At 69.6% G+C, this 22,050-nt stretch carries 26 protein-coding genes and 1 pseudogene; 16 read left to right on the top strand and 11 right to left on the bottom strand.

Going from position 1 to position 22,050, the window contains the following annotated elements; translation table 11 throughout:
• Positions 1–4: 4 nt before the first annotated feature.
• Together FHX72_RS15285 and FHX72_RS15280 are read right to left on the bottom strand one after the other, a co-directional pair.
• Positions 5–661: a response regulator transcription factor gene (locus tag FHX72_RS15285; protein WP_183626221.1), complete on the bottom strand. Its 657-nt coding sequence runs from the start codon at positions 659–661 to the stop codon at positions 5–7.
• Positions 658–2,265, bottom strand: a complete 1,608-nt coding sequence (locus FHX72_RS15280) for a sensor histidine kinase (RefSeq protein ID WP_183626219.1) — start codon at positions 2,263–2,265, stop codon at positions 658–660. Before FHX72_RS15280 ends, FHX72_RS15285 begins: the two co-directional genes overlap by 4 nt.
• 142 nt (positions 2,266–2,407) lie before the next feature.
• Between FHX72_RS15280 and FHX72_RS15275 the strand changes: the two genes are divergently transcribed.
• Together FHX72_RS15275 and FHX72_RS15270 are read left to right on the top strand one after the other, a co-directional pair.
• Positions 2,408–2,740, top strand: coding sequence for a tryptophan synthase subunit alpha (locus tag FHX72_RS15275; protein ID WP_183626217.1), 333 nt, complete (start codon positions 2,408–2,410; stop codon positions 2,738–2,740).
• 69 nt (positions 2,741–2,809) lie between these two features.
• The gene (locus FHX72_RS15270) at positions 2,810–3,526 is read left to right on the top strand and encodes a metal-dependent transcriptional regulator (RefSeq protein ID WP_068483313.1); all 717 of its coding nucleotides are present in this window, start codon (positions 2,810–2,812) and stop codon (positions 3,524–3,526) included.
• A gap of 196 nt (positions 3,527–3,722) precedes the next feature.
• Here the strand turns inward: FHX72_RS15270 and FHX72_RS15265 are convergent, their stop codons facing one another.
• The 3 genes from FHX72_RS15265 to FHX72_RS15255 form a co-directional block, all read right to left on the bottom strand.
• Complete coding sequence (locus FHX72_RS15265; protein WP_183626215.1) at positions 3,723–4,601, bottom strand: metal ABC transporter permease; 879 nt, start codon at positions 4,599–4,601, stop codon at positions 3,723–3,725.
• Between the two features lie 130 nt (positions 4,602–4,731).
• Positions 4,732–5,508, bottom strand: coding sequence for a metal ABC transporter ATP-binding protein (locus FHX72_RS15260; protein ID WP_377604400.1), 777 nt, complete (start codon positions 5,506–5,508; stop codon positions 4,732–4,734).
• Positions 5,505–6,455, bottom strand: a complete 951-nt coding sequence (locus tag FHX72_RS15255; protein WP_183626213.1) for a metal ABC transporter substrate-binding protein — start codon at positions 6,453–6,455, stop codon at positions 5,505–5,507. The genes FHX72_RS15260 and FHX72_RS15255 overlap by 4 nt, the downstream gene beginning before the upstream one ends.
• A gap of 155 nt (positions 6,456–6,610) precedes the next feature.
• Here FHX72_RS15255 and FHX72_RS15250 point away from each other — a divergent pair, with 155 nt between their 5' ends.
• Together FHX72_RS15250 and FHX72_RS15245 are read left to right on the top strand one after the other, a co-directional pair.
• Positions 6,611–7,579 (top strand): pentapeptide repeat-containing protein, encoded by a 969-nt coding sequence (locus FHX72_RS15250; RefSeq protein WP_221186990.1) that lies wholly within the window; start codon positions 6,611–6,613, stop codon positions 7,577–7,579.
• Positions 7,580–7,687: 108 nt separating this feature from the next.
• The gene (locus FHX72_RS15245) at positions 7,688–8,062 is read left to right on the top strand and encodes a VOC family protein (RefSeq protein WP_183626210.1); all 375 of its coding nucleotides are present in this window, start codon (positions 7,688–7,690) and stop codon (positions 8,060–8,062) included.
• A 78-nt stretch (positions 8,063–8,140) separates the two neighbouring features.
• On the opposite strand, the gene FHX72_RS15240 is transcribed toward FHX72_RS15245, so the two are convergent.
• On the bottom strand, positions 8,141–8,986 hold the full coding sequence (locus FHX72_RS15240; protein WP_183626208.1) for a PhzF family phenazine biosynthesis isomerase: 846 nt from the start codon (positions 8,984–8,986) through the stop codon (positions 8,141–8,143).
• A 531-nt stretch (positions 8,987–9,517) separates the two neighbouring features.
• On the opposite strand from FHX72_RS15240, the gene FHX72_RS15235 reads away from it, so the two are divergent.
• The 3 genes from FHX72_RS15235 (at position 9,518) to FHX72_RS15225 (ending at position 12,221) form a co-directional block, all read left to right on the top strand.
• A complete protein-coding gene (locus FHX72_RS15235) occupies positions 9,518–10,102 on the top strand; it encodes a TetR family transcriptional regulator (protein ID WP_183626206.1) in 585 nt (194 codons plus the stop codon).
• 104 nt (positions 10,103–10,206) lie between these two features.
• Entirely contained in the window at positions 10,207–11,052 is an 846-nt protein-coding gene (locus tag FHX72_RS15230) for a sugar phosphate isomerase/epimerase family protein (RefSeq protein ID WP_068483406.1), read from the top strand.
• Entirely contained in the window at positions 11,049–12,221 is a 1,173-nt protein-coding gene (locus tag FHX72_RS15225) for a Gfo/Idh/MocA family protein (protein ID WP_183626204.1), read from the top strand. Before FHX72_RS15230 ends, FHX72_RS15225 begins: the two co-directional genes overlap by 4 nt.
• A 48-nt stretch (positions 12,222–12,269) precedes the next feature.
• Here the strand turns inward: FHX72_RS15225 and FHX72_RS15220 are convergent, their stop codons facing one another.
• Positions 12,270–13,037 (bottom strand): maleylpyruvate isomerase family mycothiol-dependent enzyme, encoded by a 768-nt coding sequence (locus tag FHX72_RS15220; RefSeq protein WP_183626202.1) that lies wholly within the window; start codon positions 13,035–13,037, stop codon positions 12,270–12,272.
• 9 nt (positions 13,038–13,046) lie between these two features.
• Positions 13,047–13,364 carry a putative antibiotic biosynthesis monooxygenase gene (locus FHX72_RS15215; protein WP_221187027.1) on the bottom strand — a complete coding sequence of 106 codons (318 nt, stop codon included), beginning with the start codon at positions 13,362–13,364 and terminating at the stop codon, positions 13,047–13,049.
• Between the two features lie 182 nt (positions 13,365–13,546).
• On the opposite strand from FHX72_RS15215, the gene FHX72_RS15210 reads away from it, so the two are divergent.
• The 4 genes and pseudogenes from FHX72_RS15210 (at position 13,547) to FHX72_RS15195 (ending at position 15,895) form a co-directional block, all read left to right on the top strand.
• A complete protein-coding gene (locus FHX72_RS15210; protein WP_183626199.1) occupies positions 13,547–14,080 on the top strand; it encodes a quercetin 2,3-dioxygenase in 534 nt (177 codons plus the stop codon).
• Entirely contained in the window at positions 14,077–14,922 is an 846-nt protein-coding gene (locus FHX72_RS15205) for an alpha/beta hydrolase (RefSeq protein WP_221186989.1), read from the top strand. The genes FHX72_RS15210 and FHX72_RS15205 overlap by 4 nt, the downstream gene beginning before the upstream one ends.
• An 80-nt stretch (positions 14,923–15,002) precedes the next feature.
• A pseudogene (locus FHX72_RS19980) lies at positions 15,003–15,173 on the top strand (LysR family transcriptional regulator); the annotation flags it as partial.
• 74 nt (positions 15,174–15,247) lie between these two features.
• Complete coding sequence (locus FHX72_RS15195) at positions 15,248–15,895, top strand: LysR substrate-binding domain-containing protein (RefSeq protein WP_183626197.1); 648 nt, start codon at positions 15,248–15,250, stop codon at positions 15,893–15,895.
• Positions 15,896–15,926: 31 nt separating this feature from the next.
• Here FHX72_RS15195 and ppk2 read toward each other — a convergent pair whose 3' ends face one another.
• A complete protein-coding gene (ppk2, locus tag FHX72_RS15190; RefSeq protein WP_068483279.1) occupies positions 15,927–16,832 on the bottom strand; it encodes a polyphosphate kinase 2 in 906 nt (301 codons plus the stop codon).
• A 144-nt stretch (positions 16,833–16,976) separates the two neighbouring features.
• Positions 16,977–17,618 carry a pyroglutamyl-peptidase I gene (pcp, locus tag FHX72_RS15185; protein ID WP_183626195.1) on the bottom strand — a complete coding sequence of 214 codons (642 nt, stop codon included), beginning with the start codon at positions 17,616–17,618 and terminating at the stop codon, positions 16,977–16,979.
• Between the two features lie 132 nt (positions 17,619–17,750).
• Between pcp and FHX72_RS15180 the strand changes: the two genes are divergently transcribed.
• A complete protein-coding gene (locus FHX72_RS15180; RefSeq protein ID WP_183626193.1) occupies positions 17,751–18,311 on the top strand; it encodes a recombinase family protein in 561 nt (186 codons plus the stop codon).
• Positions 18,312–18,386: 75 nt separating this feature from the next.
• Here the strand turns inward: FHX72_RS15180 and FHX72_RS15175 are convergent, their stop codons facing one another.
• Complete coding sequence (locus FHX72_RS15175) at positions 18,387–18,839, bottom strand: Lrp/AsnC family transcriptional regulator (protein ID WP_183626191.1); 453 nt, start codon at positions 18,837–18,839, stop codon at positions 18,387–18,389.
• Positions 18,840–18,949: 110 nt separating this feature from the next.
• Between FHX72_RS15175 and FHX72_RS15170 the strand changes: the two genes are divergently transcribed.
• From FHX72_RS15170 to FHX72_RS15160, 4 genes are all read left to right on the top strand, one after another.
• Positions 18,950–19,570: a LysE family translocator gene (locus tag FHX72_RS15170; RefSeq protein WP_183626188.1), complete on the top strand. Its 621-nt coding sequence runs from the start codon at positions 18,950–18,952 to the stop codon at positions 19,568–19,570.
• Between the two features lie 116 nt (positions 19,571–19,686).
• Positions 19,687–19,809, top strand: a complete 123-nt coding sequence (locus FHX72_RS19480) for a hypothetical protein (RefSeq protein ID WP_276510528.1) — start codon at positions 19,687–19,689, stop codon at positions 19,807–19,809.
• Positions 19,810–20,015: 206 nt separating this feature from the next.
• The gene (locus tag FHX72_RS15165) at positions 20,016–21,278 is read left to right on the top strand and encodes a glycosyltransferase (RefSeq protein WP_183626186.1); all 1,263 of its coding nucleotides are present in this window, start codon (positions 20,016–20,018) and stop codon (positions 21,276–21,278) included.
• A complete protein-coding gene (locus FHX72_RS15160) occupies positions 21,271–22,050 on the top strand; it encodes a PIG-L family deacetylase (RefSeq protein WP_068483256.1) in 780 nt (259 codons plus the stop codon). Before FHX72_RS15165 ends, FHX72_RS15160 begins: the two co-directional genes overlap by 8 nt.

Raw genomic sequence — 22,050 nt, 5'->3', positions numbered from 1 at the left:
CGTCTCAGCGCAGGCGGTAGCCCATGCCTCGCACGGTTTCGATGCGGTCAGCGCCGAGCTTGCCGCGCAGGTACCGCACGTACACGTCGACGACGTTTGAGCCCGGGTCGAAGTCGAAGCCCCACACGCGGCTCAGTAGCTGCTCACGGCTGAGCACCTGCCCGGGGTTGGCGAAGAACTGCTCGGCGAGCCCGAATTCGCGCGCCGAGAGGTCGACGTCTGCGCCGTTGACGCGCACGCGCCGCGTTCGGAGGTCGAGCAGCAGGTCGTCGTGGACGAGCTCGGTGGTCGCCGCCTGCCCCGCATCCCGCAGCCGAAGGCGGATGCGCGCGAGCAGTTCGTCGAACTTGAACGGCTTCGCGAGGTAGTCGTTCGCGCCACCGTCGAGGCCGCGCACGGTCGCCTCGACGGAGGTGCGGGCCGTGAGCATGATGACGGGGACGGTGTGCCCCTCGGCGCGCAGCCGGTCGAGGACTTCGAAGCCGTCCATGCCGGGGAGTCCGACGTCGAGGAGCACGAGGTCGAAGTCGCTGCCGCGGGCGAGCTCGAAGCCGTCGGAGCCGTTGGCCGCGACGGTCACGGCGTACCCGGCCGACTTCAGGCCCTTCTCGACAAACGAGGCGATTCGGGCCTCGTCCTCGACAACCAGGATGCTGCTCATGCGATGTCCTCTCGCTGGGGTTCGTAGCTCGGGTCGACGCGGGGGTCGCCGATTCCCGGGTCGCTGTCCTCGCCAAGGCTGGGGAGCACGATCGTGAACGTTGACCCGACGCCGGGTTGGCTCGTGAGCTCGACGCGGCCGCCGTGGCCGCGCGCGATGGACTGCACGATCGACAGCCCGAGGCCGGACCCGGTCTGGCTGCGGCCGGTCTCGGCTCGCCCGAAGCGGTCGAAGATGCGCTCCTGCGCCGAAGTGGGGATGCCGACGCCCTCGTCGCGCACCCACAGGCGTAGCTCGCCGCGCGCATCCACGAGGCTGCCGATGCCAACGGTGGAGCCGGCGGGAGAGTACTTGGCGGCGTTGTCCGCGAGCTGCAGCCACGCCTGCGTGATGCGGCGCGCGTCGACGTCGGCAACAACAGGTGCAACCTGCTCGAGCACCCAGTTGTGGCCGGAGAGGGCGCTCGCCTTGGCGTGCACCTGCTCGGTCAGCTCGAGCACGTCGCACGGAGCGATGCTCAGGAGGCCCTGCTGCTCGCTGACGGCAAGCGCCTCGATGTCATCGATGAGCTCGCTCATGCGGTCCAGCTCGTCGAGGGCGAGGGCCACAGCCTCGCGTGTCTCGGCGGGGTCGTTCGGGTCAAGGATCTCGAAGTGCCCCCGCACGATCGTGATCGGGGTCTTCAGCTCGTGACGCACGTCGTCGAGCAGTTGCCGCTGGGAAGTGAGGGAGTCATCGAGGCGGTCGAGCATCCCGTTGATCGTGGCAGTGAGGGCCGAGACGTCGTCGTGGCCGACAACGGGGATGCGCGCCGAGCGGTTGCTGCCAGTGATCGACGCCGCGGTCTCCCGCAGCTCGCGCAGCGGCCTGAGGAGGCGACCGGCGACGAACCAGCCGACAAGCCCGACGACGATGAGCGCCGCGACGGCGACCAGCGAGTAGGTCTGGAAAGTGCTGTTGGTGTCCGCGAGTTCGGCTCGCAGGTCGTAGGCGGCGAGGTACAGGGCGGTGCTCGCGCCGTCGCCCACCGTGAAGGGAACGGCAACGTAGCGCAGCGCGTGCGTGGCATCCACGAACGTGCCCATGCGCACGGAACCGTCGGCCGTCTCAGCGACGGCCCGCTCGACGAGGCCGGGCAGCTCGGCGATGGAGAACGGTGTCGCCGTCGACGGGATGAACGTGGGGACCCCGTCGATGAGACCGATGGCTCCCTCGTTGCGTTCCGGGACGAGGCGCTGCATGACAAGCTCGAGCGCCGCGGTGCTGCTCGCGAAGGTTCGCGTGGCATCGGGGGAGGGAACCGTCGGGCTGGCCGAGGCGGTCGGGGCCGCTGGGTCCGCAGGGTCCGCAGTCTCGGCCGGACCCGGCGACGTGGGCACGGTGAGCTCCTGCCCGCCTACGAGCCCGCGCACGCTCTCGGCCACGGTGATGAGGCGCTCGTCAACCCCGCTGAGCACGCGCTCGCGGGCGGCGACGTAGCTCGTGGCGCCGGCCGCCACCATGCCGAGCAGCGTGACGAGCAGGATCGACGCGAGGATGCGGACGCGCACGGATACACGCGGCCGCAGCTCCTGCCGCCCCTTGTGTGCCGTGGTCACCCGCATCCACTGATTATCTGGGGCCCAGGAGTCCGGATCCTGGCAGGTGAGAAGACTCTCACGCAGAGGCGTTGTCCTCGCGAGAAGGCAGCGCGGTCGGATTCCACAGGACCAAGCGGGATGGCGAGGTGGCGCGTAGGCTCGTCGAGTGGAAACCGAGCGCTACGAACTGACCAGGCGAGCCAGCCTCGAGGTCCTGCGCGCCGAAGCGCAGGACGAGCGCGAGACCATGATCTACGGCCGGGCACGCCGAGGCGAGGATCCGTGGCGCTTCATGCAGGAGCTGCCGAGCGTCGACGAGCTTGTTGTGCTGCTCATGCGCGCCGAGGCGTTGGAGCGGGGCGGCGACGAGGCGCCGGAGAGCGGCACGCACGACGCGCAGCTCATGCGCCGCATCGCGACGGAGTACCCGCCGCTGAGCCCAACGGTGTGGACGATGCTGGCGGGCGAGAGCCGCTTCGGCGACCGCTGGAGCGCCTGACCCGCTGCCACATTCCGGGCCGCGGTCTCGCAGCCCGGCGGCGTGCACCGTGCCCGTAGGCTTGTCGACATGTCGGTGTCAGAACTCTCGGTGAGCGCGCAGAACTACCTCAAGGTGGTCTGGAGCCTGCAGGAGTGGTCGGATGCGCCGGTGACGGCCACGATCGTCGCCGAGCGGCTGCAGCTCCGGCTCTCGACCGTGTCGGAGGGCATCCGCAAGCTCGCAGACCAGGGCCTCCTCGAGCACGCGCGCTACGGCAGCATCTCGCTCACGGCCGAGGGTCGCGCACATGCGCTCACCATGATTCGCCGCCACCGGCTGCTCGAGACCTTCCTCGTGGAAGTGCTCCAATACGGCTGGGACGAGGTGCACGACGAAGCGGAGAACCTCGAGCACTCCGTCTCCGACCTCATGGTCGAGCGCATCGACGCGATGCTCGGGCATCCGGAACGCGACCCGCACGGCGACCCGATTCCGTCGGCCGCCGGTGAGGTGCGCATCCCTCAGGCTGTGCTGCTCAGTAGCCTCGGGGCGGGCACGCGGGTCGTCGTGGAGCGCATCTCGGATTCCGACCCGGAGCTGCTCAAGTACTTCGCCGCGAAGGGCGTCACGGTCGGGGCGCGCCTCGAGATCGGCGAGAGTGACCCGTACTCGGAGTCGATGCTGCTGAGCGTCGCGGATGCGGTTGCCGTGGGGGCAGCGGATGCCGCGCTCCCGTCGCCCGTTTCCGCTCCGTTTGCGCTCGGCCCCGTCGCCGCCCGCGCCGTCTGGGTCACGAAGCGCTAGGTCAGGAGCGTGCCCTCGGGCATTCCTGTTTTCCGGCCGCCCTGTTTTCCGGTGGCGCGACCCGCCGCTGCGCGACCCGCCGCTGCGCGACACGGGCTGCGCGACTAGCCGCTGCGACCCGCCGCTACGCGACTCGGGCTGCGCGACCAGCCGCTACGCCCCGTCGCTACGCGGACTCGGGCTGCGCGCCCCGCCGCTAGGCGGACTCGCGTGCCGCCGCCCTGGCGCGGCGCCGCACCAGGATGCGCGACGTGACGAGCCCCTGCGTGGGCGAGAGCAGGTAGGCGAGCAGGAACGCGACGCCCTGGGCGAGCACGATCATGCCGCCGGATGCGGCGTCGAGGTAGTAGCTCGCGTACAGGCCGATGGCCGAGCAGACAACGGACACGATGGGGGCGATGACAAGCATGCGCGCGAAGCTGCGCGTAAGCATCGTCGCGGTGGCGCCCGGGATGATGAGCATCGCGACGACGAGGATGACGCCGACGGTCTGCAGGGCCACGACGGCGGTCAGGGCGAGCAGCCCGAGGAGCGCGCCACGCAGGAGGCGCGGGTTGAGACCGATCGCGTGGGCGTGGGTGGCGTCGAACGCGACCAGCGTGAAGTCTCGCCGCTTGACGAGGAGGACAACCGCGACGATCGCCGCGAGGATCCCGATCTGCACGAGGTCGGCGTTGCTCACGCCGAGGAGGTTGCCGAAGAGGATGTGGCTGAGGTCGGTCTGGCTCGGCGTGACCGAGATGAGCACGAGCCCGAAGGCGAAGAGCGTTGTGAAGACGATGCCGATCGCGGCGTCCTCCTTCACGCGGCTGGTGTCGCGGATGACGCCGATGAGGCCAACCGCGAGGAGGCCGAACACGAGGGCGCCAAGCGCGAATGGCGCCCCCAAGATGTAGGCGAGCACGACACCGGGGAGCACGGCGTGCGAGACGGCGTCGCCCATGAGGGACCAACCGATGAGCACGAGCCAGCAGCTGAGCAGCGCGCAGACGATGGCCGTGATGACGGTCGTAATGAGGGCCCGCACCATGAATTCGTAGCCGAGCGGCTCGAGCAGGAGGTCGACGAGGTTCATGCGCGGTCTCCAGTTCGGGTCTCGCGGTGCGCGTCGCGCTCGCAGCGCTCGCGGCGCAGAGTTGTGGATGCTTGCTGTTGCGGTGGCGGGGAGCTGCAAGTTGCCACAACTCTGGCGGCGGATGCGGGGCTCATGCGGCCGCACCCTTGCCCGGTTCGATGCCGAAAGCCAGGGCGAGGTTCTCTGGCCGGATGATCTCCTCGGGGCTCGAGTGCAGCAGTACGCGCCTGTTGAAGAGGACGGCCTCGTCGGCGAGTTCCGGCAGCGAGCCGAGGTCGTGGGTCGCGATGAGGATGCACACGCCCTGCGCCGCGAGTTCGTGGAGGAGCCTCGTCATGGTGGCTTGGGAACGGGTGTCGACGCCGGCGAACGGCTCGTCGAGGAGGAGCACCTGCGCTTCCTGGGCGATGCCGCGGGCCACGAAGGCTCGCTTGCGCTGCCCGCCGGAGAGCTGCCCGATCTGGCGGCTCGCGAGGTCGGTGAGCTCGACGCGCTCCAGCGCGGCATCGACGGCCGCGTGGTCGCGGGCCTTCGGCCTCCTCGTGATGCCGAGGTGCCCGTAGCGGCCCGTCATGACGACGTCGCGCACCGAGAGCGGGAAGTCCCAGTCGACTTGCTCGCTCTGCGGGACATAGCTGACGCTGCCCCGCTTGCGTGCATCCGCCGAGGAGCCGCCGAGGATGCGAACGGTGCCAGCGTCGGGTCGCACGACGCCCATGATTGACTTGAAGAGCGTCGACTTGCCTGAGCCGTTCACGCCAATGAGGCCGCACACGCGGCCAGGCGAGATGGCGAGGCTCGCGCCGTCGAGGGCAAGCACCTCCCCGTAGTGGACGGTGAGTGACGAGACCTCGATGGCTGCCGGGGCGGCCACGGTTTCAGGTGAGTTTCTGGATGCGGTGCTCACGACTCGTTTCCCTTCTTGCCGGTGAGACCAGCGACGATCGTGTCGACGTCATGCCTAATGAGGTCCAGGTAGCTGGGGACTGGGCCGTTTTCCTCGCTGAGTGAGTCGACGTAGAGGGTGCCGCCGAACTCGGCGTCGGTGGCGTCGACGACTTGCCGCATCGGCGCATCCGACACGGTCGACTCGCAGAACACCGCGGGCACGTTGTTGTCGCGTACGTGGTCGATGACCCCCGCGATCTGCTGCGGCGTCGCCTGCTGTTCGGCGTTGACTGGCCAGATGTAGACCTCCTCGAGCCCGGCGTCCCTCGTCAGGTACGAGAAGGCACCCTCGCACGTGACAAGAGCGCGTTGCGAGGCGGGCAACGGTTCGATGGCGGCGACAAGCTCGTCGTGCACGGACTGCAGCTCGGCCTTGTAGCTGGCCGCGTTTTCCTCGAAGACGCTGGCGCTCTCCGGCGCGAGCTCCGAGAAGGGCGTGACCATGTTGTCGACGTAGAGCTGCACGTTGAGCGGCGACATCCAGGCGTGCGGGTTGGGTAGGCCCGCGTAGGCGTCTCCCGCGACGGGCACCTCTTCGACGCCGTCGCTGACGACGACGTGGGGCACGTCCGTGCTCGCGACGAACTGCTCGAACCACGCTTCGAGGTTCATGCCGTTGTCGAGGATCAGGTTGGCCTCCGAGGCCTTCGCGATGTCGAGGGGGGTCGGCTCGTAGCCGTGGATCTCGGCGCCGACCTTCGTGATCGACTCGACGCGGAGCTCGTCGCCGGCGACCTGCCTCGCGATGTCGGAGAGCACCGTGAAGGTCGTCAGGACGACGGGACGGTCATCCTCTTCGGCGGCGGGGGAGCAGGCGGTGAGGGAGGCGAGCGCGACGAGGGTGAGGCCAGCCGCGACGATGCGGAGGCCCTTCCGTCGGGCTGCGTGCAGCACGGGGGTCAGCATGACCTGAGCATAGCGCTACGGCGAGAAGAACAACAATGTTCGGTGCGCCGAACTTTTGGGTCGCGCCCGTCTCACCCTGCGGCCCCGCGGAGTGATCCACAGAGTGAAAGGTGCACAGCGAGCTCGTGTGGATGCGAACGTAGTCTGTGGTCACGATGTCACCTGACGACCCCCGCGAGCAGTTGCGGCACCGGCCGAGCGTGCCGATGCCGGTGGCTGGCGAGCACGTTTCCGGGCGGCCCGCCGGAGGCCCAGGCGGGGAAAGTGCGCCGGGGGCTGGCGCGGGCCGTGGGGCGGCTGTCGACGAAGCCCGCTTCAAGAGCGACTGCGCGAACTGCGTGGCGCTCTGCTGCTCCGCGCTCGGCTTCTCCCGTGGCGACGACTTCGCGCACGAGAAGCCAGCGGGGCGGCCCTGCCGCAACCTCGATGCGAACCTCGGCTGCAGCATCCACGCGGTGCTGCTCGAGCGCGGCTACCGCGGCTGCACCGTCTTCGAGTGCCACGGTTCGGGTCAGCGGGTCACGCAGGAGACGTTCGGGGGAGGCGACTGGCGCGAGAGCGACGAGCTGAGGGACGCCATGTTCGCCGTGTTCCCGCTGGTGCGTCAGCTGCACGAGGTGCTGTGGCTCTTGAGCGCGGCAAGGCGGCGCACCACCGACCGGCGCCTGCTCCAACGCATCGACGCGCTCTTCGAAGAGATCGACGCGCAGGCCGCATCCCCCGACGTCGCCGCACTGCGTGCTGCCGTCGAGTCGAGCAGGCCAGCCGCTGGCGAACTCTTCGGAGCCGTGAGTCGCGAAGTGAGGCGGGTGCACGCGCCCCGGCGCCGCGCATCCGGCGCCTGGTCGACGGTCGAGGCGCGCGGTGTCTACCTCGGCACCGACTTCTCCGGCGGCGATCTCAGGGCCGTCGAGCTGCGCGGGGCGCTGCTCATCGCGGCCAAGCTTCGTGGCGCGGACCTGCGCTGGGCCGATCTCCTCGGGGCCGACCTGCGGGACGCGGAGCTGCACGGTGCGGACCTGCGCCACGTGCTGCACCTCACACAGACGCAGCTCGCGGCGGCGTTCGGCGACGAGCACACGCAGCTGCCTGACTCGCTGACGAGGCCTCGCCACTGGGCGTAGGGCTAGGGGCCGGGGCGGCCTCGGGATCCACCGTGCGCGCTGGTAGCTGCTCGTCAGGGTTCTCTCGTAGCTTGGCGGCGTTCCGATCGCCGACTTCTTGGAGGAGCCGTGAAGATTCGCCGCACGATCGTCGTGTTCGACGCCGCCGACATTGAAGCAGAGAGCGCGTTCTGGACTGCGCTGCTCGAGGGAAAGGTCGAGAAAGACGACGACTGGCACAGCATCTACGCCGACGGCGAATGGCGCCTCGGCATCCAGCTGGCACCCGACCATGTGTCGCCGCAGTGGCCGGACGGGCAGCAGCGGCAGCAACTGCACCTCGACCTCTACATCGACGACCTCGACGCGGGTCGCAAGCGGGTGCTCGAGCTTGGCGGTCGTCTCCTGAAGGAGAGCGAGAGGCCCGGCAGCCCCGACGAGTTCGTGGTCTGCGCCGACCCCGCGGGGCATCCGTTCTGTCTGTGCAAGGCGCCGCAGGGCTGAGGCGGGGCTTGCAGGCCATGCCTCGCGCCCAGAAGCGGGGCTGACGACCGCAAGTCCCCTTTTCGATGCTCCGCCCGTCTACGCGAGCGCCGTCCCCGTGAAGAGGGTCGTCGTGACACCGCCGACCCACACGGCGCCGGAATCGTCGACAGTCACCGTGATGTCGCCGGCGCGGCCGAGGCGCGCGCCCTGGGAGACCCGCCAACTCGTGCCGGGCGCGGTGCCCGTGCAGTGCATCCACTGGGCCGTCGAGGCGTTCATGCTGCCGCAGACCGGGTCTTCGTCGACGCCGATCGCGGAGGCGAAGCTGCGCAGCTCGAACGCGTGCGCCGAGCCAGGAGGGTGCGCGCCGACAGCCCCGACCATGTCGTCGGGAAGCAGCGAGAAGTCGGGGTCGAGATCGAGCACTTCCTGAGCGGATGCGAGCTGCACGATCGCCCAGCCCGGCCCGTTGTCGATCCACTGGTGTGCCACGACCTGGTCGGCGGTGATGCCGTACGCGGCGACGATGCGGGCGAGGAGCTCTGGCTCGAGCGGGCCCGTGCGGATCGTCGGCGGGGCCGCGAACGACAGACGGCCAGCGTCGATGCGAACCTCCACGAGCCCCGCGCCACACTCCTGGACGACGCGTCCCTCGGATTTCGGCGTGCCTCCGTGTTCGAGCCAGGCGTGCGCCGAACCGAGCGTCGGGTGTCCTGCGAAGGGCAGCTCCCCGCCTGGCGTGAAGATGCGCAGCCGGTAGTCGGCGGAGTCATCGGTCGTGGGGAGCACGAAGGTCGTCTCGGAGAGGTTCGTCCACCTCGCGATGCGCTGCATGTCGTCGGTGGTGAGTCCGCTGCCGTCGAGGATGACCGCGACGGGGTTACCGAGGTAGGGGGTCTCCGAGAAGACATCGACTTGGGCGAACGGGCGCGAGGTGGTCACGATGCGGGCCTTTCGAGGTGGATGCTGCGCGAGGGTGATGCGCGTCCCGTCACCGTAGGGCAGCGGCGTTCGGGAGTGCTCGTGCCACTTTCGAGCCGGTGGACTTGAGGTCCAATCGGGTGCGTGTGGACTGCTCTCCGAGGCGAGCCGCGCGCAAGGGGATGGCTCCGCGGGTGGTTCCGCGGTCGGGTGTGTGGGGGATTCTGCGGGTGGCTCCGCTCCCGGCCGTGCGTGACTTCGCGGCGGCTGCGCGAATGGCTCGGCGGCGGTTGTTGTGCGAGTGACCCCGCTCGCGGCGCTGCGGTGACTTTGCGCGCGAGCGCACGGGGTACCCAGGCGAGGCCGCCACAATCACGGCATGAGCGATCACGGGCGTGTGCCGACAACCGAGGACGATCCGCGTGAGAAGCCGAGTGCCCAACACCTGCCGCCGCACGGCGTCGACCAGGCGACTGTCGCCGCGGTGGGGAAACTGACCGAGGCCTTGGAGATGGTCGAGCAGGCGTCATGGCCCCGGCTACGATGCATGGCGTGGCAGCAGACGGAACGCGCGGGCGGTACGCGAAGGGGGTCGAGCGGAAACGCGAGATCCTGGCGCAGGCCTACGAGACGCTGCGTGCCACGGGTGCGAGCGGTGCCTCGCTGCGCGCGATCGGGGAGTCCATCGGCGTCTCCCACGGCATGCTGACGCACTACTTCGGCTCCCGTGAAGGTCTGCTCGTCGCGGTGATCCGTGAGCACGACCGCGTCAACGACGAGCGCATGCCTGCCTCGGTTTCGTTGGTGCAACGGATGCGCCTGAGTGCCGAGTTCAACGTGCAGTTCCCCGGAATGGTTTCGCTCTTCACTGAGATGCTGGCGAAGTCCGTCGAGCTGGGAGACGGGCCGGCTCGCGAGTTCTTCACGGCTCGGTTCGCCCGCGCGAGGGTCGAGCTCGCGGCCGAACTGGGTGGGCAGCTCGCGGCACTCCCGGAGGGTCGCCGCGCCGAGGCTGCAATGCTCGTCGACCTCATCATGGCCGCGTCGGACGGGCTCCAGGTGCGTTGGCTGCTCGACCCGAGTGTCGACGTCGCGGCGACGCTCGGGCTGCTCGAGCGTCTCGGCCACGACGGCTGACCCCTCCCCAGCAAATTGAAAGTTGCCAACTGGCAATTTTCTAGTAGCGTCTTCAGTGAGAGCGAGCCGCGATGTGGCGGACGCCCACCGACACAGGAGTCACCGTGCCAACCACTCGACCAGAAGCGCCCTCCGCTGGCCACGGCGCCCAACGCCCGGCGACCTCGCTGCAGCTCTACAGCATCAACTCGCACCTCGAGGCCGACCTCGACGGCACACTCGCGCGCCTCAGCGGGATCGGCCTGCGCAACGTGGAGGCGTTCGCGTTCGTCGACCGGGCCGACGAGCTCGCCGAGGCCTTCGCGAGGCACGGCATCGCAGCTCCAACGGGCCACGCCATGCTCGTCGCGAAGGAGGTCACCCGCGAGGGCGTGACGACGCAGGTGCCGAGCCACGCGGCGACGTTCGAGGCGGCCAAGAAGCTCGGCATGGAGTTCGTCATCGACCCGGCCGTCTTCGACTGGTCCACGCGCGAGGCAGTCGAGGCGACGGCGGCCGCGCTCAACGAGGCCGCCAAGGCAGCCGCCGAGCACGGCCTCCGCGTCGGGTACCACAACCACGCGTGGGAACTCAGCAACACGATTGACGGCGTCCCCGCCCTCGAGTTCTTCGCCGGTCTCCTCGACGACGAGGTGGTGCTCGAGGTCGACGTGTACTGGGCGCACATCGGGGGCGTGGATGCTCCGGCCCTGCTCCGACGGCTCGGCGACCGAGTCAAGGCGCTGCACATCAAGGACGGCCCGCAGGTCCAGAACCCGTTCCTGACGGATGCGCCCTTCGACCCGTCCGGGCTCGGCCAGGTGCCGGCGGGGCTGGGGGTCATCCCGCTCGATGCGGCGCTCGTGGCTGCGCCCTCCGCCGAGTTCGCCGTCATCGAGTTCGACCACTTCGACGGCGACATCTTCGCCGCGATCGCCACCAGCTTCGATTACCTGGAGAACCGCGCATGAGCAGCGCGCAGGCCACGAACGCCGACTCTGTCGCGAGTGCGAGGACGGGCCCAGTCGGCATCGGCATCATCGGAACGGGCATGATCAGCAATGCCTACCTCGACAACCTGACGCGGTTCCCCGACGTCAGAGTTGTGGCGCTGGGCGACCTCAACGAGGCGCTCGCTGCCGAGAAGGCCGAGACCTACGGGGTCCCGTTCTCGGGTTCGCCCGCCTCGGTGCTCGCGAACGACGACGTCGAGATCGTCATCAACCTCACGATCCCGGCGGCCCACGTGCCGGTGGCGCTCGACGCTATCGCGGCGGGTAAGCATGTGTGGATCGAGAAGCCCATCGGCATCAACCGAGAGGAAGCCAAGGCGCTCCTCGCGGCGGCCGACGCGGCGGGACTGCGCGTGGGGGTCGCGCCGGACACGGTGCTGAACCCGGGCATCCAGACCGCCCTGCGGCACCTCGCGGCCGGGGTGATCGGCACACCGATCTCGGCGCGCACGATGATGCGCTACTCGGGTCCAGACCTCTTCCACCCAAACCCCGCGTTCCTTTTCGCGAGAGGCGGCGGCCCGCTGCTCGACATGGGCCCGTACTACGTGACGACCCTCGTGAGCGCGTTCGGCCCGGTCTCGAAAGTGTACGCGACCGGCTCGACGGCCAAGGAGACCCGCACCGTGAAGATCGGCCCGAACGCCGGGCAGTCGTTCCCTGTCGATGTGCTGACCCACGTGGATGCCCTTGTCACGTTCGAGAGCGGGGCAAGCGCGCAGCTCACCTTCAGCAACGACTCGCCGCTCGCCGAGATGGGAACCGTCGAGATCATCGGCGAGGGTGGCATGCTGCTCACGCCGGACCCGAATCACGCCGACGGGGGAACACGAGTCGCGAGGCATCCGCAGACGTATGCGGAGAAGCTCGAGCCGACCTGGGAGGACTACCCCGAGGAGGGCACGGTCACGGGCCGCGGCTACGGCGCGCTCGACATGGCGCGCGGCATCCGCGAGGGGGCCCCACACGTCGCCACGGGCGAGCTTGCCCTGCACGTGCTTGACATCATGCTCGCCATCGAGGAGTCAGCAGCCGCGGGCGAGGTCGTCGCCATCGCGAGCACGGTCGAACCGGTTCCGCTCGTCGACTACGAGCGCGACCCGTTCGAGGCGACGCTCAGCTCCTGAGCGATCGGCCCTGAGCGTTCTTGGTCTGAGCGTTCGTGGCCCGAGTGCTCAGGGCACAAGCGGGTGCGAGAGCACACGCTCGAGGGTGTCCCGGGAACCCGCGAGCCGTGCATCCACCGTCGCGAGGTCGCGCCGCTTCCAGAGCAGGAGCAGCGCATCCTGGGCGGAGACCTCGAGCGTCGCGTCGGCAGGTGTCGGGGCGCCTGCCGACGCTTCGCCGAGTTCCCCGACCGCGCGGAGCCGAATGACGGGCCTGGCCGTGGCGTCTTCGACCCCGGCGGCGTCCTTGAGCCTGAAAACGACGACGGCATCGAGCGACGGCATTCGGCCGAGCGCAACCTGCCTCGGGTACATGTCGTTCGCGACCTCGGCGACTCCGGCCGCCGCGATGCGTGACGGGATGGGCACGGCGATGCCGAGGGCCTCGGTCGCGTCCCACAGGTGCAGGGTCGTCTCGAGCGCCTGCCGCTTGGCCCAGGTGGATGCGCGTGCCGGCGGGTAGAGGGCCCAGCATGGCGCGTCCTCCGGCAACTCGCGCAGCGTCTCCACGAGAGCGGTCGCGCCCTCTCGGAACCAGGCGGCGAGCGCCTGCTGGTCACTTAGCGGTGCATCCGCTGCCTGCTCGTCGACCTGGGCCCCGCCGGCGAGCAACTGCGCGCGAGCCCACCGGTGCACGCCGCCGAGGTGCTCGGCGAGCTGGGCGAGCGACCAGCCGGGGCACGTGGGCACTGGCGTCTCGAGGTCAGCCGATCCGAGCAGCATCGCGAACCCGGTCGCCGCGTCCTCGGTCACTGCGATGAACTCTGCGTGGCGCATGGTCAGATCCTAGAGACGCGCCACAGGAAGTGGTGCCGAAGCCGGCGCGTTCAGCGGCGGCGGATGCGCCCAGAGCTTCACGAGGTTGGGCACGACGAGGTAGACGGCAAGCTGTACGACGACCAGCGTCACGACGCAGGCGCGGGCGATCGGGTGCCACGTGCCGACGAGCGGCTCGGTGGCCATCGAGGTGATCGACACCAGCGGGAAGATCGCGAGCCACGTCAGCACGGCCCGAACGTGGATCGACGGCGGAGCGGGTGGACGCCCCGCGGGCTGCCCACCCGGGCTGATCGCGTCGCCCGCTGGAGCGCCACTGCCCGTCATGCTGGTGTCTCGTGACTCATGAAAGCCGATGGTAGTTCCCCGGTGCGGCGCAGTCTGGCCGCGGTGATCTCCAGACGTTAGGAGCTGGCTCACGCGCGTTAGGCAGGACCCCGTCGCGCTCGGCGGCCCGAGTTGCGAGGTTGAAGCCCAGGGCCGACCGGCCCGCAACAAGGAGGTTGCCGATGTCAGAACTCGCCCCGCTCGAGAGCCTGCTCCCCACAGCTCCGCTGCCGTACCTGCTCGGCGATGGTGAGGGCGACAAGCTGGTGCTCTTCGACCAGCTCTTCACTCTGCTCACGACGTCGCCGCAGACGGCCGGCCAGTTCGACGCCTTCATCACGGAGGGGCGACCGGGCCGCCCCGTTCCGCCGCACTTCCACGCCGAGACGCACGAGACGTTCTTTGTGCTCGAGGGCGCCATACGACTGTGGATCGATGACCAGCGGGGCAACCGTGAGACGCGCATCCTCGAGGCCGGTGGCTTCGGGTTCGCGCCGAAGGACACCATCCACTCGTACCGCATCGAGCGCACTGGGAAGATCTTCGGCGTCACGAGCGCCGGCTTCACCGACTTCTTCCGCGCCGTCGCGCGCCCGACGAGCAAGCCCGGCATTCCCGCGGAAGCCGAGTTCCACATCCCGGCCCCGGAGGTCTTCGGCCCGGAGGGAGCGAAGCACGACGTGCACTTCGTGCAGGGATACGAGCTGTTCGATTGAGCGGCGACGTGCCTCCTGGCTCCCCAACCGCACCGTTGCGCTCCCGGGTCGAGCGCGATCTCGTGTTCTCGGAGCCGCCGGGGTTCCGCCCGTTGACCCTCGACCTGCACCTGCCGGAGGGCGAGCATCCACCCGTCATCGTGTTCGTCCACGGCGGCGGCTGGTTCCGCGGAAGCCGGCGGATGTTCTGCCCCGGACGCACAGAGGCAGAGACCTTCGGGCGGCTCACGCGGGAGGGGTGGGCGGTCGCGTCGATCGACTACCGGCTGAGCGGGGAGGCGACGTTCCCAGCCCCGCTTGCCGACGTGGAGGCCGCGATCGGCTGGGTGGCTGGTGAGGGTTCCGAGGCGTTCGGGCTGGACGCCTCGCGGATTGCGCTCTGGGGCGAATCCGCGGGCGGGCACCTCGCCGCGCTCGCTGCAACCGCAGCCGATACGCCGGTGCGGGCCGTCGTCGACTGGTACGGCCCGAGCGACCTCGCCGCCATCCCGAAGCCGCCCGCGCAACCTGGGCAGCTCGCGGCGCCGAGCCGGGAGGAGATGCTGATCGGCGGGCTCCTCGCCGAGCATCCGGAGCTGACGAGAGCCGCGAGCCCCGTGCACGCGGCCAACGCCGCAGTGCCCCCGTTCCTCCTCGCGCACGGCACCGCCGACAGCATGGTGCCGACCGAGCAGAGCCTGCTGCTCCGGGATGCGCTCGAGGCGGTCGGCGCACACGTCGAGCTCCAGCTCGTGCCAGGGGTCGAGCACATGTGGCGGGGGCTCGACGACTTCGAGATCGTCCTGGCGCCTGCCCTCCGGTTCCTCGACGAGCAGGTCCGGTCTTCGCAGGGGAACCGCTGACGGCTGCCGTCGTCGCCTCGGCCGCCCCGGGCACGGGAAGGTCGGCGGCGGTCTCGGCCTGCCCGTCTAGTGCTCTGAGCATGGATATCCCGGTCCACGCCGTGCAGTACTTCTGCGTGCTCGCGGAGGAGTTGCACTTCGGTCGAGCCGCCGAGCGGATCCGCATCGCGACACCCTCTCTGAGCCAGCAGATCGGCCGCCTCGAGCGGCAGCTGGGGGTGAAGCTGTTCGACCGCGACTCGCGGCCGCTGACGCTCACGCCGTTCGACCTCGAGTTCCTGCCGCTCGCGCGGCGGCTCCGCGACGACCACCGCGAGATCCTCGCGTGGGCGCAGCGGCTGGCGGTGAGCAGGCGGTGCCACAGCTGCGGCTCGGCGTTGTGGCCTCCGCATCGGGTTCCCTGGCGGCGTCGGCGATCGGCTCGATGCTGCAGCGGGTGCCGGATGCTCGGCTCGAGATGCGGCGCACGGGCTTCTTCGAGGTTGTCGACGATCTCGTCGGCGACCGCGTCGACGTCGTGCTCGCCCCATCGCCTGTGAGCGCCTCGGGCGAGGTCGCCTGCGAGCCGCTCTGGACCGAAGGGCGGATGCTCGTGGTGCCGGCGGGGCACCGCCTCGCCGGCCGGTCCTCCGTGTCGATCGCGGAGACCAACGATGAAGTGTTCGTCGCCGCCTCGGCGGGCCCGCAGGAGATCCTGGACTGGTGGGTCGTGAACCCGAGGCCGGACGGGAGTCGGATCGTGCCCGGTACATCCGCCGACAGTATGGAGGGCCTGCTGGAGCTCGTAGCGGCCGGGGTCGGCGTCAACATCGCCGGGAGCTCGGCCGCCCACCACTACCAACGCGACGACATCGTGTTCGTGCCTATCGACGACATCGAGCCGGTCACGGTCATGATGTGCACGCTGCGCTCGACCGAGAACCCGCTCGTGCCCGTCTTCCGCGACCTGATGCGGGGGCAGGTCCCGGGCTGACCCCGCCCTGCCTTCCCGACGCGCGAGGCGCCTACTCGTCGGCCGTCTCCTGCTTGCCGCGCATGACGAGCAACGGGTCGGGCTTCGTGACGACGTCGTGGTCCTTGCCCTCGTAGTCGAACTGGCCGAGCCAGAAGCGCATCGCGTTGAGGCGCGCCCGCTTCTTGTCGTTGGAGCGGATGATCGTCCACGGTGCGTGCTTCTTGTCGGTCAGGCGGAACGTCTCCTCCTTGGCCGCCGTGTAGTCGTCCCAGCGGTCGAGGGATGCGAGGTCCATGGGGGAGAGCTTCCAGCGGCGCACCGGGTCGAGCTGGCGGATCGCGAAGCGCGTGCGCTGCTCGGTGCGGGAGACCGAGAACCAGAACTTCGTGACGTGGATGCCAGAGTCGACCAGCATCTTCTCGAACGCGGGCGCCTGCTGCATGAACTGCGAGTGCTCAGCGTCGGTCGCAAACCCCATGACCCGCTCGACACCGGAGCGGTTGTACCAGGAGCGGTCGAACATGACGAGCTCCCCGTCGGTGGGGAGGTGCTGGATGTAGCGCTGGAAAAACCATTGGCCGCGCTCGCGGTCACTGGGCTTCGCGAGGGCCACCACGCGGGCCTTGCGGGGGTTGAGGTGTTCCGTGAAGCGCTTGATGGTGCCGCCCTTGCCGGCCGCGTCGCGCCCCTCGAAGAGGATCACGGCGCGCTGATTCGTGTCCTCCATCCAGTACTGGCACTTGAGCAGCTCCACCTGCAGGCGGTACTTCTCGCTCTCATACTCGTCGCGGCTGAGGCGCTCCTCGTACGGGTACCCCTCCTGCCACGTGTAGACGGGGTTGCCCTGCGGGTCGATGAGGTCCGGGTCGTTTGTGTGGCCGTCGCGCACCGAGTAGCCGAGCGTGCGGAGGTGCTCGATGTACTCGCGCAGGTCCTGGGGTTGGTCGATAGCCATGCGTTCCTCCGGGGTCAGGTGCAGCGCATCTGCTCGTTCTCCGCGTGGATGCGGTGGGGAGAGCGGATGCGGCGCCCATCGTGGCGGAGGAAAGCGAACGGGATGTGTACGGGCCGCCCGTGCAGCGTTCGGGCCCTCCGCGCCTCAATCGAGGGCGCCACCGCCGATTTTGACGTCGGTCTGGTTCGAGAGCGCGGCTTCCACCACGGCGGTGAGGCCGGCAGTGAGCTGCTCGAGACTCAAGTGGAGGCGGTCCGTTCCGGCCGCTTCCACCGGGGAGTATGGGATGTGCACGAAGCCGCCGCGCGTGCCTGGCCGCTGCTGGAGCTCGTGCATGAGCAGGTAGAAGACGTGGTTGCAGGTGTAGGTGCCTGCTGTCTGCGAGACCGCGGCCGGGATGCCTGCCGAGCGGACGGCCTCGACGGCCGCCTTGATGGGCAGCGTGCTGAAGTACGCGGCGGGGCCGCCGTCGACAACCGGCTCGTCGATGGGCTGGAATCCGCCGTTGTCTGGGATGCGGGCGTCGTCGACGTTGATGGCGACCCGTTCGACCGCGAGCGACGCGGAGCCGCCGGCGAGTCCGACGCAGACGACGACGTCGGGGTCCACCTCGGCGAGCGCTGCTCGCAGCGCGTCATCCACCTTCGCGAAGTCCACGGGCAGCTGGCGCACGTGAACCTCGGCGTCGCCGACCCAGGTGTCGCGCACACCCTGCACGGTCGTCCACGAGGGGTTGCTGGTGTCGCCGCCGAAGGGTTCGAAGCCGGTGAGGAGAACGGTGGGCATGCGGGGCTCCTATTGGTGAATGTGTCGGCCGGGAAAGCACGGCCAACGCTACGCGGTGCTGTCGGACCGCCAGGCAGTGCTGCGCGATTGGTAGAGTCACGGTCTCGACGTTGGTTCGGCGACAGGAGAACCGTGGCAAGACTCATCGGCTACGCCCGAGTCTCGACCCGACAGCAGGGCGCCGATCAGCAGGAAGTTGACCTTCGCGCAGTCGGCGTGGCCTCGGAGAACCTGCACGTCGACCGGTTGGAGAGCGGCGGGCACGCATCCCTCCCCGCGCTCGACGCAGCCCTGCAGGTCCTCGAAGGCGGCGACACATTGGTCGTCCCGACCCTCGACCGGCTGGGGCGCTCGACGGTCGACCTGATGACGCTGGCCGCAGCGCTTCGTGCCGAGGGCGTCGCACTGCGGGTGCTCGACCTCGACGGGCTCGACGTGGACACGGCGACGCCGGCGGGGTCCATGCTCTTCACCGTGCTGGCCGCGCTTTCGAAGACGGAGTCGGAGCTCAAGCGCGAGCGTGTCCTCGAGGCGCTCAGCAAGCGACGAGCATCGGAGGTTGACCTCGGAGAACGCCCACGCAGGGCCTCAGACGGCAAGTCCCGGATCAGCGGGGGCGAGTTGCCCGAGGTGGCCGGCGGCACCCATCCGCCTGCTTTGCACGGCCTCACGATGCCGATCAAGCGACTCTGACCGAAGGCGTCGACAGGGAGCCGCACTCCCGCAGCTTGCCCGGACAGCTTCCCGCACGCCACCGCGGAGTTGTGCTCACAACGGCAGTGGCCGCCCCTGCAGAAGGTTCTTCATGACAAGCGTGGTGCTGAGGCGCAGGACGCCAGGGAGCGCGCCGAGCGTCTCGTCGTAGAGAAGGCGGAACGAGTCGAGGTCCTTGGTGGCCACGCGCAAGAGGTAGTCGGGCTGACCGAACAGTCGCTGCGCATCCGTCACCGCCTCGATCTCTGTGACGGCCGTCTCGAACTCGACGAGGATGCGCGAGTCGCCCTCGCGCATCGTGACGAACACGATGGCCTGGAAGGCGAGGTCGACCGCTGCCGGGTCGAGGTGCGCGCGGTACGCGGCGATGACGCCGGACGCCTCCAGATCGCGCAGCCGACGGTGGCAGGCGGAGACGCTCAGGTGCACCCGGTCGGCGAGCGCCGTGACGCTCACGCGAGCATCATCCTGGAGTTCAGCAAGGATTTCCCGGTCAAAGCGATCCATGCGAACTATTCTCCCGCAGAACTCTGCTCGGGTGGGTAAACCGAGGCAAATTTGCCGCCGGATCGCTCATAGTCTGCGCGCATGACGCTTCTCACCCACGCGCGACGACCATGACGCTCGCGACCCTTGCCGCGTTTTGGGGCGTCTCCCTGCTCTTCATCGTCACCCCAGGGGCCGACTGGGCGTATGCGATCTCTGCCGGCCTCCGCAATCGGTCGCCGATCCCAGCAGTCGCAGGCATGCTCACCGGGCACCTCGGCGCGACCCTCGTCGTGGCGGCAGGGGTTGGTGCCCTCGTTGCGAGCTGGCCCATCGCACTGACTGCGCTCACGGTCGGCGGGGCCGGCTACCTCATCTGGCTCGGCATCGGGATGCTCCGCTCGCCTGGCGTCGCCCCCGGTTCGGATTCGACGGTCGCCCCGGCGGCGCCCATCGCCCAGTTCGGCAAGGGTGTCGGCATCAGCGCCCTCAACCCGAAAGTCTTCCTCCTCTTCCTCGCACTGTTGCCCCAGTTCACCGACCCGCAGGGCGTGCTGCCGCTGCCCGTGCAGATCATTTCGCTCGGCCTCGTGCACATCGCAAGCTGTTCCGCCGTCTACCTCGGCGTCGCGTACGGGGCCAGGAAAGTGCTCGGTGCGCGCCCTGGCGCGGTGCTCTGGGTGATGCGCGCCTCTGGCGGCATCATGATCGGAATCGCCATAGTCCTGCTCGTGGAGAAGTTCTGCTTCTGACCCGTCGGGTGCACGCGACGCATCCGGGTCGCTCTGCAGACGACCCGAACACGGACCCTGAACTCGAACCGCACTCGACCCCACGACAGGCTACCGAACGCCGACAGGCTGGCCTCATGCACGGCGGCACGTCGCTGCGTCAGCAGATGCACTTCGGTGACTACCTGCGGGCGCGCGCCGAGCGGGGCATCGGCTTCCGCGAGCACCTGCGCGGACTCGGCGGGGCGATCGAGGAGTAGTCACGAAGCTTCTCGTTCAATTTTCGGGCGAAATGGACCTGGGCCGACCGGCAGCCTCCGTGAAACTCCCGGTTTCCCAGGTCTCCGAAAAAGGCGGCTGGTACTTCGCCCGAAAATTGGCAAGGAACGGCGGACGGCCCCCGCCGTCGCGTAACCGAGCGCATCCCGAATGGCGAACTGCGGCCGCTGGCTCTACGGTCGGAAGCATGCCTGACGTCCTCCCCGCTGAGCGCCCCCTCCGCATCGCGTTTGTTGTGCTCCACACCTCGCCCCTCGACGAGCCGGGCACGAAGGACGCGGGTGGCATGAACGTCGTCGTGCTAGCCCAGGCGGAGGCGCTCGCGGCTCGCGGCCACCAGGTTGAGCTCATCACGCGGCGCAGCGACCCCAACTCGGCGCCTAAGGTGCAGCTCGGCGACAACATGCGGCTCCACAACCTCGCCGCCGGCCCGGCGCGGCTCATCGCGAAGGGTGAGCACGAGGGCGTCATCGACGAGTTCCGGGATGCGCTCGCCGCGCTCCTGAACACCCTGCCCGTCGACGTGCTGCACGCGCAGCACTGGTTCTCGGGCGTGGCCGCGCTCCCCGTCGCGCGCGAGCTGGGGATTCCGCTCGTGCAGAGCTTCCACTCCATCGCCGCCGACAGCTCCACGCCTCTCGCCGACGGCGAGCGTGCCGAGTCGCCAGGCCGCCTCGCGGGCGAGGCCATGCTCGCAAAGTCGGTCGACGCCATCGTGGTCGTGAGCCGGGCGGAGCGCGACACAGTCCTCACGCGACTCGGCGGCGACCCGGCGATCACGCACATCGTGCCGCCCGGCGTCGACGCCGACCTCTTCTTCCCCTCCTGGGATGCGCGGGCCGAGCCAGCCGCGCGCGAGGCGCGACCGCGGCGTGCCCTGTCGGCTGGGCGCTTGCATCCGCTCAAGGGTTTCGACCTCGCCCTCGACGCGATCGCCGAGATCGACGACGACGTCCGCCCCGACTACGTGCTCGTGGGTGCCGCCCCGCCGGACGAGGACGGGCGCGCCTACGAGGCGAAGCTGCACGAGGCGGTCGAACAGCATGGGCTGGCTGACCACGTGCACTACATTGGCTCGCTCAGCAGGCACGCCCTCGCGGCGCAGCTGCGGCTCGTCGACATCGTGCTGATCCCCTCGCACTCCGAGACGTACGGGCTAGTGGCGCTCGAGGCTGCAGCGTCGGGCGTGCCGGTTGTGGCCTCCGCAGCTGGCGGGCTGCGGGAAGCTGTCGTCGACGGCGTCACCGGCACGCTGCTCGAGAGTCGCGAGCCGGCGGACTGGGCCGCCACCATCGCCGGTATCCTCCGTGACCCGGTACTCGCCGAACGCATGAGCGTCACCGCCCGCGAGCACGCGCTTGCCCACTCGTGGGACCTCAGCGCCGAGGGGCTGCTGGCCGTGTTCCGCGAGCTGGTCGCCAAGGCTGAGCCGGGCTCGGCGCATGCCTGAGGCGAGCCCGAGTCTGCTCGACTCCGTGCGCCACGCGCTTGTCGTGCATGCGCATCCAGACGACGAAGCCCTCGCCGGCGGAGCCCTGCTCCGCGAGCTGCACGATCGCGGCGCCCGCGTCACCCTCGTGACCTGCACGCGTGGCGAGCTCGGCGAGATCGTGGCCGGAGTGCTGCCCGAGGACACCCCTGTCGCGGAGCTCGCGGCAGTGCGCGAGCGCGAGCTGCGCGGTTCGCTGGATGCCCTCGGTATCGATGAGCACCGCTGGCTCGGCACCGCCCCGGCCCGCGCGGCGGGCCTCGAGCCTCGCGAGTACCGCGACTCCGGGATGCGCTGGCTGCGGCCGGGGCTCGCGGGTCCCGCCGACGAGACGGACCTGCGCGCGCTGAGCGTCGCCCCGGTCGAGGAGGTCATCGGCGACCTTGCCGCCGTCATCGCGCACGACACCCCAGACCTGGTCATCAGCTACGACGCAACGGGCGGCTACGGGCACCCCGACCACGTTCGGGCCCGTGAGGCGAGCCTTGCCGCCGCGCGGGCGGCCGGAGTGCGCTTCGCGGAGCTTGTCGAGCAGAGCGAGCGCGGCCTCGCAGCCGAGATCGGCGACCTCGAATGGTTCGAGCTCGAGCAGCACCGGGCGGCGGTCGTCGCGGCGCTCCGCAGCCACCGCACGCAGCTCACGGTCGACGACGACGGTGCAGGTCTTGTGCACTCCGGCGGGCAGCGGCAGGACGTGCACCTCGCGATCGGGCTGCGGGAAGTCGTCGCGTAG

The organism is Pseudoclavibacter helvolus, from assembly GCF_014191305.1.
Lineage (GTDB): Bacteria > Actinomycetota > Actinomycetes > Actinomycetales > Microbacteriaceae > Pseudoclavibacter > Pseudoclavibacter helvolus.
This window is presented reverse-complemented; position numbering and strand designations above follow the sequence as displayed.